We start from the raw sequence: 12,006 nt of genomic DNA, 5'->3' as shown, positions 1-12,006 counted from the left end.
CGGCGATAACTCCATTAAGAAATCGAGCTACAAAACACAAAGGGCCTAGTGTAAGAACCAGGCCCTTTTCTTTTGTCTTTTCAGATAGATTTAATTCTCGATTTCTAACTACCTGCCGCGTAAATATCACTCCGCGTCAACGGCACAGCAGGAACTGGCCCGCCTGGTTTCGATGCAAGGATTTGATAGATACCGGTCCCACCGTACTCAAACTCCAGTGCACACGCAGCCATATACAGACGCCAGACACGATACGCTGACTCGCCAACATACTGCAGCGCATCTTCTCGCTTCTCTTCCAGTCTGCTGACCCATTGTCTGAGCGTAAGCGCATAGTGCGGACGCAGCGCCTCTACATCATGAATTTCAAAACCAGTCTGTTCCATACGACGTTGAATATTACTAACCGTATCTAGCTCGCCATCCGGGAAGACATAACGATTAATGAATTCAGTATCTATCGTGCGTTGCCAACCCTCCTCATCATGCGTAATGCCGTGATTAAGGAATAAACCGCCCGGACGCAACACGCGTTTGATCGTGGCGTTATAGACCGGCAGATTAGCCAAACCCACATGTTCAAACATGCCGATACTGGAAATCTTGTCGTAGATAGACTCACCTTCCAGATCGCGATAATCACGTAGTTCAACCGTCACCAGATGGCTCAAACCTTCTGCCTGAATACGCGCTTGCGCATACTCGTACTGTTTCTGGCTCAATGTAATGCCATGCGCCTTCACATCATAATGGCTTGCAGCCCAACACACCATTGCACCCCAGCCACAACCAACATCGAGGAAGCGTTCACCGGGCTTCAAACGCAATTTGCGGCAGATATGATCCAGCTTGTTTTCTTGCGCCTGTTCCAACGTGTCATCGAGCGTATGGAAGTAAGCGCACGAATACACCATCTGCTTATCCAGCCACAATTTATAGAAGGAGTTCGACACATCGTAGTGAAAAGAAATTGCAGCCTGATCACTACTCTTGGAATGCTTGTGCGCAAAATCACCAGAGCCAAAAGGTGTGGTCGGTAAATTTTTTGGCTTGGATGGAAGACGCCATGCATCACGCAACAAGGCCCAGCGCGTCCCCAGTGAGAAATCGAAGGATGCAAAATACTGTTTCAAGCCAAGCGCGGCATACAGATCGCCATCAATATCGATCAAACCATTGATATACGCATCGGCCAGCGGTAAAGGACTACGGCCGAATACCAGCTTGCGCAAGACGGCTGGATCTCTCAGCAGCAGCGTGAATTTAGGTGTGGTAATTTCGATTTCGTCGAGCTTTTCACCCATCAAACGAAATGCTGTCGCACCTGGAAAATTATGCAAGAGATGTTTCAGAATACGCAGCGCGGCATCTGTCTGCGGAGTACTGAAAGATTCTGGTAACAAGGAAGAAGATGTTACGAGATTGTTGTTTCGATCGTTCATCGCTTAAGCCCTATCTGAAAAAATCCTGACGGGACCGCACGCGCTCGTGCGGCTGCAATAAGAATGGTATAGACATGAAACGCGGCCCGATGTTCATTGAACCTGGAGATAATCGCTGCCTGTAATACGCAGCCGATTCTACTTCTCCTACCGCCAGTCATCGACTGGAGCAGGTTTGATACAAGTAAGTAATCAGATTTCATGTAACTTTCCTCTTTTTTTTAAAAGCAGAAAAACAGTTACTCCGACTTCATCAGGCGCTCAGCACACCCAACCATACTCATTAACTTAACCGCGCCATGATGCCATCGGAATGGCAACATGGTAGCTAGAGGCGATTATACGATCATGTTTGAATATCTGCCGCTCACGCTGAAACGCATGGAGCGTGCAAATATGACCTGCAAGAAAAACTGAAATTATTTACTACGAGCATCAATATCAGCCAGGCATTCCCGGCCTTTTTCAGTGATGTCGAAACCGCCATCCGCTTCTTTCGCTGCGATATGACCTTTCTTGCCAAGGAAAGTCACCACATCCGATTTCAGCACAGCAAGCGGATCATTCGCTATCGCACGCAAGCCATTAATACAGCTCTTGATGAACAGGGTTTGCTTACCCTTATCGGTCAAGACAAGATTCCCACTTTTTGCATACTCGATATATTTGAGTCCAAGCAGACGCTTGGTATTTCTTGCCACGCAGGCAGATGGTCGTCCTTGCTTCACGCCAGCAACTATTTCATCCAGCGCATTGAACTCATCTACTGATAAATCACCACCCATTACTGCATCCAATCTCAAATATATGTGTATCTGCCGCCGAATGGCGACAGATTAAAAGCGCGGCAAATCAGCCAAGGTACGACCAGGAACATCATGGTCGATCGTATCAATGTCTTCAATGCCGTGTTGATGGATAACGATGTGGACTCTAGGGCCCAACACCATATCGTTGCCAACCTTGAATGCTGTAGCCACCTCATCACCAAAATGCAAGGCATCGACTACCAGACTAACGTCGTGTTCTGCTGTCACTGCTTCCCAGCCGGGAGAACCATCTCCTTTACGGTGTCCCCTTCCCCATCTCACCATTTCAACTCTGTCGCCTGCATCATTAAAACGCACTGCCTCAATCAAATGTACTGACATCGATGTCTCCATAAAAAAATGTCATTATTTTTCTGACCTCATGGTACGCGTCCCATAGCCTGACAGCAAGACACAGATTACGACGAAATCACTCTAATCAATCACAACAAGATCACACCACGTCAAAACGTGGACCGCATTGCCTCATCAAGCTAAGCGATAAATTCAGACGCATCAATACAAGAATCAGTCATCTCAAAAATGAAAGGAAAATCAGGACAAACATCAATTTACATATCAATTGATTAATGATTGTTCGATACGTCTGAATGAATTTGTTAAATCATCAAATAAAAATCTGTCCAGCTACATACACGCAAAGCAGCAAGCAAGTGGATTTCCCTCTAGGCAATACTGTACTAGCCATCAAAAATATCGCTATTTGTTAATTAACTGATTATTACTAATTTACATCCCATATTTATGGGATAACAGCAATATTTTTGAATGACTAAACTAACTTGCTCTACGCAAACAACAGAAGCAAATATCTGCATACAACAGAATAAATATACGTTGAGCTTGTTAGGGGAAAAGCCACTTTAAACACAACCTTTATACAAAGAAATTGCTACATATTTAAATTTTTTAGACAAGCCTGTTAGCAAGAAACGTTCTTCGACCTCCCGGATTGTTTAGTCACCAATCCAAAGAGCCAGCGCAGAGTCGCATTCTTTCGCTGTCGCTCGCTTACCTCCAATTTCCATCTCAGAAAATAACCTACGTTCGGTTGACTATTCTTATGCATGCGAAAAACCAAGGGGATTACCCGCGCGATAGCTCACCGAAAATCAGCTTCATTCAACGTCATCTACGTCTCGTCATTTTATGGCCCCTGCTTGCCTTGTTACTGATGGCTTTGCTATGGAGTGCCATCTATTCAAAACTGGCGAACGATAAAAAATTGCTGCAGGAAAATGCAGCTAAACAAGCCGTTTCCATTTCCAAAGCTTACGCACAATATTTAACCAGAACCCTGGAACAACTGGATCAGTTATCACAGCAAATAAAATACGGATGGGAACGATCTAACGGCTATCTAGGTTTTGAGGAAATGGCTGATCAAGGCTTATTGAACATCCCGCAATTTGCATCTATTGCCATTTACGATGAGAGCGGCGTACCTGTAACAACAACGATTCCTGTTACCGAAACGTTCACTGTCACTGATCGTGATTATTTTCAATTTCATCAAAAAAACGTTTCCAGCGAACTACGTATAGGCGCACCTACGATAGGTAGATTAAGCAAGAAAAAAATCGTGCAGGTATCACGCCGACTTGAAAACGAAGACGGCACATTCGGTGGCGTTCTGGTCATCGGAATTGCACCAGAATTCTTTACACTTTTTTCCGATGATCCCATTCTTGGGCGCGATGGAATACTTGCCTTCGTTGGTGAAGACGGTGTCGAACGCATGACAAAAGTGAATAGCCAGTACAGCGAGGGACTATCACTCATACCACTTCCTACAGCCAAAAATAATGGCATCGCAGACATGACGGCTGATGCCGCCCTGCTTCCAAGTGCGCAGACGCATTTCGTCGCGACACAAAAAATAAACAACTATCCTTTTTTTGTATTGGTCGGCTTAAGCAAGGAAGATATTCTTCTGCCTTATGAAGACCATCACGACATGTATCGAAAAATTGCCATCATCGGCAGTGGCATTTTGTTTCTATTTGCTGCCATGGCGATGTGGATGTCGATACGATTGACCTGGAGGAAACAGCAAGCGGACGCCATCAGAGAGACTTATCGTATCGCCACGGAAGGTGGCAACGAGGGATTTTATATTCTGCTTCCGATGCGTGACAGGAATGGTTTCATCACCGACTTCCAGGTCGTGGATTGCAATGAAAAAGGTGCATCGTTCTACAACATCGATAAAGAAAAATTTACTGGCGTCAAAGTTTCAGATTTCTACTCGGGCTCATATTTTGAAAAAGTCATGGGTGCTTATCGCATCGCGATGGAAACCGGCTTCTATGAAGACGATTACCAAGTGCCACCAGAAAGTCCTATCGATGCAGAATGGCTGAAAAGAAAATTCGTCCGTTCAGAAAATGGCCTCGCCGTTACCTTGCGTGATATCAGCGAGCCCAAGCGCCACGAACGTGAAATGGCACGGCTAGCGACAGAAGATGGTCTGACAGCTTTGCCGAATCGCCATTGGCTCATGACGTATCTGCCAAGAGCGTTGGCAACAGCCAAAGCCAATCACTCCATGCTGGCGATTCTGTTCATTGACCTGGACGATTTTAAAAACATCAACGATACACTCGGTCATTCTGCTGGCGATCAACTCTTGTGTACCGTTGCGATGCGTTTAAGATCCGTCGTGCGCGCAAGCGACAAAATTATCAGAATCGGCGGTGACGAATTCACCGTCATATTGGAAGCGATCCATAGCGAAGAAGAAGCTGCGCATATCGCGTTTTCCATCAATCAGATTTTGCGCGAACCCTTCGATATCTCACGCGACACGACGCCACAAAAAAACAAGATAGGCGCCTCTATCGGCATCAGTATTTTCCCGCGCGACGGGCAGGATGTAGAAACCTTGATCAAGAATGCGGACATCGCAATGTATGCTGCAAAAACCGGCTGCAAAGGGCAATTCCGTTTTTATGATCACACGCTGTACGAAGACATCAAGATGCGGCTCAATACAGAACAGGAATTGCTGCAAGCTGTCAGGGAAGATCAATTCCGTATCTATTACCAACCGCGCGTGCAAACGTTGACAGGCAAATTACTTGGTGTAGAGGCACTCATCCGCTGGCAGCATCCAGAGCGTGGCTTGGTCATGCCGAACGACTTTATCGGCCTGGCTGAGGAAACAGGCTTGATTAATCCAATCGGTGAAATCGTCGTCGATAAAGTATGTGCGCAACTAGCTACATGGATAAAGCAAGGTATTGAAGTTGTGCCAGTTTCCGTCAATGTCTCTCCGCATCAATTCAATGAGGGCAAGGTTAAAAAGATGCTGGCAGCCAATCTCGAAAAATATGGAATTCCTGCCAAGCTCCTTGAAATAGAACTGACCGAATCAGCGATGATGCGCAATGTCGGCGACATCTTCGATGAAATTACCGCCATCAACGGAATGGGCATCAAGGTACACGTGGATGATTTCGGCACCGGGTATTCATCGCTGTCTCTATTGCAACGATTGGATATGGATGTACTCAAGATTGATCAGGCCTTTACCTCGCAACTTGGCAGAGGCAAGGATGGTGAAATCTTCTTTACCGCAATTGTCTCTATGGCAAAAGCGCTGGGCATGCGCGTCGTGGCTGAAGGTGTGGAGACAATAGAACAATTAACGATCTTACAAACTCTTTCTTGCGATGAAGTACAAGGATATTACGTTGCACGTCCCTTACCGGCTGGTGACATCGCCGCCGTGATACACAAACAAAACCTCTTCCCTTAATCCTGCCATCGACAATACGCATCCTGCGTACCGCTTCCGCAATTCGCATCGCAACAGGCAGTCACAGCTATAATGTTCACCGCAACGCGTCTGGCTACGATTGTTCAAATCAATACTCGCGCCACACATTTTTTTCAGGTCTGCCTTCACTGTTAGTAATAGCTACAGGCAGCCATGTTTAAAGAGTCAATCTGCACAATGAATACTTCTGCACGTCCTATCGTTCTTTGTCTCTCCGGTCACGATCCAAGCGGTGGTGCCGGCCTGCAAGCCGATATCGAAGCCTTAATGGCGCAAGGCTGCCATGCTGCACCAACGGTTACTGCACTCACCGTACAAAACTCGGTCGATGTATCCGACTTTCGCGTGCTGGATTCCGCATGGGTGTTGGCGCAAGCCGAAGCGGTTATCACTGATTTACCAGTAGCAGGTATCAAGCTCGGCATGCTCGGTTCAGTCGAAATGGTCGATACCGTCACACAAATTCTGCGACGTCTGTCTCATGTTCCGATTGTGTGCGATCCCGTATTGCGCGCTGGCGGTGGTGGCGCACTCGGCAAGGATGAAGTCGGTTATGCAATGCGCGAACGACTCTTGCCGCTTGCAACAATCGCCACACCAAATCTACCGGAAGCACGCATTCTGGCTGAACTGCCAAACGGCACGCCCGATCAATGCGCAGAAAAATTACTGCCCTTCTGTCAGCATTTACTGATTACCGGCGGCCACGGCGATGAAGAAGAAGTTCATAACCGCCTGTATTCACGCGACGGCACCTTCCAGACATTTACCTGCGCGCGCTTGCCGGGCAGTTACCACGGCTCGGGCTGCACACTCGCCAGCACTCTGGCTGGTCGGCTTGCGTTAGGCGAAGACATTGTGACTGCAGTGGAAGCGGCACTGGCTTACACATGGCGCACCTTGCGCGATGCAGATCGCCCAGGCAAAGGCCAACACTTCCCACGTCGCCTACCATTGGATTTTTGCGCGTAAGAACAAAGCATCTCGTAGAAAACAAAAATGCCTGACGGGAAACCGGTAGGCATTTTTATTGCGCAAGGCTTCTATAAAAGAAGCGATAGAGGATTTATTCTGTCCCAGAAAGCAAAAAGCCCGCGACCGAAAAGGAAGCAGGCTAGTATTTTTGATTCACCCAGTCCTATAGTGGAAAGTGGCAAATCTGTGAACGAGCGAACTCGTCACGCAATCAATATACACTGATATTCAATGAACATGCAAGCGTTATTATGAATATTTTTCAAAACATGAAAAATACATAATGAAAATCGTGGTGGGAAGTACAAGTTTCGAACTTGTGACCTATCGCGTGTGAGGCGATCGCTCTACCCCTGAGCTAACCTCCCGAAGCGGCGCAAATTATCTCACAAAAGCCTCAAGGCATCAATTCGCCTCAGCCTTGCGCCACAGGCATTGCCCTCTCACTTCTTTGTCCAGACTTTTCATCACGACTTCATGCTCGGCTAATTCTTCTTCCGTTGCCGGCTGTAGCAAAACATCGGCAATCGCCACCATTTCCAGCGCAAGGCCATCGCCATCAACCTCCGGCCCGCCCAAATCCATCGTCAAACTGTTTTGACCACGCGTCATGGCCAAATACACTTCAGCCAACAACTCAGCATCCAGCAACGCGCCGTGCAATGCGCGATGCGCATTCGAAATACCGTAGCGATCGCACAAGGCATCGAGGGAATTACGTTTGCCCGGATGCATTTCCTTTGCCTGCACCAGCGTATCGACGATGTCGCCTACATGTTCCTTGAAACTAGGCGTATTCACACGCTTGAACTCGGCATCGAGAAAACCGACGTCGAACGGTGCGTTGTGGATGATGACTTCTGCGCCGCTGATGTAATCGCGGAATTCATTGGCAACTTCCGCAAACTTCGGTTTATCGCTGAGGAATTCTGTCGTCAATCCGTGGACTGCCAACGCGCCCTCTTCCGAATCGCGCTCAGGATTGATGTAGTGATGGAAGTTATTACCAGTCAAACGTCGATTGACCAACTCGACGCAGCCGATTTCAATGATGCGATCACCGGAACGCGGATTCAAACCTGTGGTTTCGGTATCTAGAACAATTTGTCGCATGCTTAATCAGTATTCAAAAGGTGTGAGAAAAAACGAGTGCTTATCGAGCCAAAACTTAGACTGCGACTTCGACACCGCGATTGGCAAGCGCATCGGCGCGCTCATTACCGGCATGACCATTATGTCCGCGCACCCAGCGCCATTCTATTTTGTGGCGCGCCTGAGCTGCATCCAGCGCCTGCCACAGATCTACGTTCTTGACCGGTGCCTTGGCCGCGGTTTTCCAACCGCGCGCCTTCCAACCGTGTATCCATTCGCTGATACCTTTTTGTACGTACTGACTATCGGTATGCACGACCACTTCACAGGGACGCGTCAATACGTTCAACGCTTCTATCACTGCCTTCAATTCCATACGGTTATTGGTGGTATTCAGCTCGCCACCGAATATTTCTTTCTCGCGTTCGCCCATTACCAGCAAAGCACCCCAACCACCGCGACCAGGATTGCCTTTGCAGGCACCATCACTATAAATATCTATCTTGTCCATGCTCATATTGTGTATTTCTTATCTGTGTATTTTGTTGGTCGCAGGTACGCCTTGCGGCGCTCCTGCTTTTTGTTTCTTCAAGGCCGGGCCGATCAAATGCATGCCTTTGACGCGCTTGATCGCCTGCACCACATAGACCGCGCCCAAATAGGGCCACCAGCGCTCGCCGATGTTTTCCATGAAGGAAAAACGATTCAGCCATTTCTCGCTTTCGCACGGCGGCGCATAACAGCCAAAATATCCGTTGCTGACTTCCATATTCAATAACTTCAGCCAATCTCTCATACGCGGCAGGCTGATGAACTCACCTTCCTGCGGTAAAAAATAAGATTCGCTCAAGCGTCCCAGCATCTGGCGCGCTCCCCAAAAACTGTAAGGATTGAAACCGCAGATGATGAGCTGTCCTTCAGGAATCAGGACACGCTCCACTTCGCGCAGTACTTGATGCGGCTCAGTAGCAAATTCCAGTACATGTGGCAGAACAATTAAATCAATACTGGCAGATGCATACGGCAACTCTTCAAAATCCTGCACCACAACAATCCGCCGCGCCTCATTGTCATTGTCAGCTGATGGAATATTCGTATCCGTCAGCCATGTATGCGGCATCCGGCTCGCGCGCAAAGCTTGAATCTGCGGCAAACCCAGCTGTGTCGCATTGAAGCCGAAAATATCCACAGTCAGCTCATCCAGGCGCGCATGTTCCCAATTCCGCACGTAATTGCCGGTCGGTGTCTCTAGCCAAGGCCCGAGGGATATAATGGATTTTTCTGTAGAAAATGTTTCCATGCGTATGTTGAGTGTACTAACTGTTCCCGCGTTTAACGACAATTACCTTTGGATTATCCACGATGGCGTACATGCTGCCGTGGTGGACCCGGGCGATGCTGCGCCGATTCTTGCCGCGCTGGAAGCGCACAAGCTGTCGTTGGTCGCTATTCTACTGACTCATCACCATAGTGACCATGTCGGCGGCGTATCAACGCTCTTACAACACTTTAAAGTACCGGTTTTTGCACCGCGCCACGATCCGATTGCCAACGTGACCACAGCGCTGGATGAAGGCGATATCGTCAATATCCCTGAATTAGGGCTGAATCTATCTGTGTTGCACGTGCCCGGCCATACGCTGGGCCACATCGCCTATGTAGCAAAAGAACAAGGCTGGCTGTTCTGCGGCGATACGCTGTTTGCCGGCGGCTGTGGTCGCTTGTTCGAAGGCACACCTACACAAATGTTGTCCTCGCTGGACAAGCTTGCAGCGCTGCCGGATAACACCAAAGTCTACTGCGCACATGAGTATACGATCTCCAACTTGCGCTTTGCGCTCGCAGCAGAGCCAGACAATGCTGCACTTTCAGCACGATTCAAAGCTGAGCAGGCAAAACGCGAGCTAGATATTCCAACTGTACCGTCAAATATCGGACTGGAAAAATCAACCAATCCCTTTTTGCGTGCACGTGAACCGGCCATTGCTCAACACTTGATCACAGAAGGCCGGGTAAACAGCAAAGATCCTGTTGCTGTTTTTACCGCCTTGCGCGAGTGGAAAAACAACTTCCGCTAAACGTTTTACCCATCTCAGATTTCAAAAACAATCGCTGTTTGCATGAAAATTGCTTCACGGCATATACCGAGATGCGCGTTTTTCTCATTTCCCTACGAAAACGTTATCGCTTTGATACCCGTTTTTAGTGGAAATAGCCACGATAAACACTAGCTGTTGTGTAAATTGTCTTGACTCGGAAAATGCGCATTACTTACACTCGGCCATTATCCTTTTCAACCGGCTGCTCATGGGTCGGTCATTTTTGCGAGACCCCATGCCTATATCCGATTTTAAAGTGCCATTCAGAATTACTTCCGCCGCCGCTCTATTGAGCATTGCCGGCTTCGCCCACGCCGCCAGCGATCTATCCTTGCCAGCGTACAACTGGGTAAAAGACGCCGCTCTCCAAGACAATCCCAGCCTTGCCAACGATCCACTCAGCGAATTTGTCGTTACCAGCGACGCAGACGTTTGGGCCCGCATACGCAAGGGCTTTGCGATTCCCGATCTGGTTGATAACCAACTAGTCATCAACCAGACACTTTGGTACAGCTCACGGCCTGACTATATCGGCCGCACCACCAAGCGCGCATCGCTCTATCTGTATCACGTGGTGGAAGAACTGGAAAAACGTAACATGCCGACCGAACTGGCATTGCTGCCGTTCATCGAATCCGCATTCAACCCACAAGCCTATTCCACAGCTAAAGCTGCCGGCATGTGGCAATTCATTCCATCCACTGGTCGCGACTTCAACCTGAAACAGAATATGTTCAAGGATGAACGTCGTAGCGTACTGGCCTCAACCGATGCTGCACTGACTTACCTGCAAAAATTGTATGGCATGTTTGGTGACTGGCAGTTGGCCCTCGCGGCTTACAACTGGGGCGAAGGTTCTGTACAGCGTGCAATCAAGAAAGCAGAAGCAGCCGGCTTAGGAACTGACTTCAATAGTCTCTCCGCCTACATGCCGGCAGAAACAAAGAATTACGTACCCAAGCTACAAGCGGTCAAAAACATCATCGCAACGCCTGATGCCTACGGCATTACGCTGTTAAAAGTCGATAATCAGCCTTACTTTGTCAGCGTTGCAAAGACACGCGATATCGACGTCAAGCTGGCAGCACAATTGGCAGAAATGCCGATGGATGAATTCAAGGCCTTGAATCCGCAATTCAATCGCCCAGTCATTACCGGCAGCAGCAATACACAAATTCTCCTGCCGCAAAGCAATGCAGATAAATTCAAGGCTAATTTAGCGAAATGGGGACACGCACTGTCGTCATGGACAGCGCACCGCGTGACCAATGCACGCGAACGCATAGAAACGATCGCAGCAAAATTCCACACGACGCCGCAAGTTATCCGTGAGGTCAACAATATTCCGCCGAAGATGTTGCTGAAGGCTGGCTCGACCATCCTGGTGCCACGTACGGAAGATTCTGCACAAAAGGATATTACGCAGGAAGTTGCCGACAACGCGACGCTGGCGATGACGCCTGATGTGCCAGATACCAAACGCATCAATGTGACCGTCAAGAAAAAAGACACTATCGATTCGCTGGCGAGTCGCTATAAAGTCACTATCGCTCAAATCAAGAACTGGAATAATCTGCGTCACGACAAACTAGCTAGCGGACAGAAGCTGGAATTGCACGTTCCCTATCGCGCAGTGGCAAGCAAAACCAAAACTAATACAAAGCACAACATCAAGCAAGCTAGCCACACGGTCAAAACAAAAACGGTTGTCGCGAAATCTCACAACAACCGTTCCAATAGCAAAATCAGCGTAGCTTCCGCAAGCGGTAGCAACATCAAATAAGGTC

The 12,006-nt window shown here is 48.3% G+C and carries 10 protein-coding genes and 1 tRNA gene; 4 read left to right on the top strand and 7 right to left on the bottom strand.

Features of this window, described 5'->3' with window-relative positions; genetic code table 11:
- Positions 1–104 precede the first annotated feature (104 nt).
- From AC07N2_RS11340 to AC07N2_RS11330, 3 genes are all read right to left on the bottom strand, one after another.
- Positions 105–1,442, bottom strand: coding sequence for a class I SAM-dependent methyltransferase (locus AC07N2_RS11340; protein ID WP_494778371.1), 1,338 nt, complete (start codon positions 1,440–1,442; stop codon positions 105–107).
- Between the two features lie 419 nt (positions 1,443–1,861).
- Positions 1,862–2,227, bottom strand: a complete 366-nt coding sequence (locus AC07N2_RS11335; protein WP_076591820.1) for a hypothetical protein — start codon at positions 2,225–2,227, stop codon at positions 1,862–1,864.
- Between the two features lie 51 nt (positions 2,228–2,278).
- Complete coding sequence (locus AC07N2_RS11330) at positions 2,279–2,593, bottom strand: hypothetical protein (RefSeq protein WP_231949289.1); 315 nt, start codon at positions 2,591–2,593, stop codon at positions 2,279–2,281.
- A gap of 742 nt (positions 2,594–3,335) precedes the next feature.
- On the opposite strand from AC07N2_RS11330, the gene AC07N2_RS11325 reads away from it, so the two are divergent.
- Positions 3,336–6,032, top strand: a complete 2,697-nt coding sequence (locus AC07N2_RS11325; RefSeq protein WP_494778370.1) for an EAL domain-containing protein — start codon at positions 3,336–3,338, stop codon at positions 6,030–6,032.
- 198 nt (positions 6,033–6,230) lie between these two features.
- Positions 6,231–7,025, top strand: a complete 795-nt coding sequence (locus AC07N2_RS11320) for a hydroxymethylpyrimidine/phosphomethylpyrimidine kinase (RefSeq protein WP_494778369.1) — start codon at positions 6,231–6,233, stop codon at positions 7,023–7,025.
- Positions 7,026–7,321: 296 nt separating this feature from the next.
- Here the strand turns inward: AC07N2_RS11320 and AC07N2_RS11315 are convergent.
- The 4 genes from AC07N2_RS11315 to AC07N2_RS11300 all read right to left on the bottom strand — a co-directional run bounded on the left by AC07N2_RS11315 (position 7,322) and on the right by AC07N2_RS11300 (position 9,420).
- Positions 7,322–7,396: transfer RNA gene (locus AC07N2_RS11315), tRNA-Val, on the bottom strand.
- A 37-nt stretch (positions 7,397–7,433) separates the two neighbouring features.
- Positions 7,434–8,141 carry a DNA polymerase III subunit epsilon gene (dnaQ, locus tag AC07N2_RS11310; protein WP_494778368.1) on the bottom strand — a complete coding sequence of 236 codons (708 nt, stop codon included), beginning with the start codon at positions 8,139–8,141 and terminating at the stop codon, positions 7,434–7,436.
- Positions 8,142–8,196: 55 nt separating this feature from the next.
- Positions 8,197–8,631 carry a ribonuclease HI gene (gene rnhA, locus AC07N2_RS11305; protein ID WP_076593965.1) on the bottom strand — a complete coding sequence of 145 codons (435 nt, stop codon included), beginning with the start codon at positions 8,629–8,631 and terminating at the stop codon, positions 8,197–8,199.
- Positions 8,632–8,649: 18 nt separating this feature from the next.
- Positions 8,650–9,420: a class I SAM-dependent methyltransferase gene (locus tag AC07N2_RS11300; RefSeq protein WP_494778367.1), complete on the bottom strand. Its 771-nt coding sequence runs from the start codon at positions 9,418–9,420 to the stop codon at positions 8,650–8,652.
- A 4-nt stretch (positions 9,421–9,424) separates the two neighbouring features.
- Here AC07N2_RS11300 and gloB point away from each other — a divergent pair, with 4 nt between their 5' ends.
- Both gloB and AC07N2_RS11290 read left to right on the top strand, forming a co-directional pair.
- Positions 9,425–10,198 (top strand): hydroxyacylglutathione hydrolase, encoded by a 774-nt coding sequence (gene gloB, locus AC07N2_RS11295; protein ID WP_494779244.1) that lies wholly within the window; start codon positions 9,425–9,427, stop codon positions 10,196–10,198.
- 256 nt (positions 10,199–10,454) lie between these two features.
- The gene (locus AC07N2_RS11290; protein WP_494778366.1) at positions 10,455–12,002 is read left to right on the top strand and encodes a transglycosylase SLT domain-containing protein; all 1,548 of its coding nucleotides are present in this window, start codon (positions 10,455–10,457) and stop codon (positions 12,000–12,002) included.
- Positions 12,003–12,006 lie beyond the last annotated feature (4 nt).

The sequence above is a fragment of the Herminiimonas sp. GW821-FHT09C12 genome (assembly GCF_059416385.1).
The sequence above is the reverse complement of the archived record's forward strand: the minus strand, read 5'-3'. Positions and strand labels throughout refer to the sequence as shown.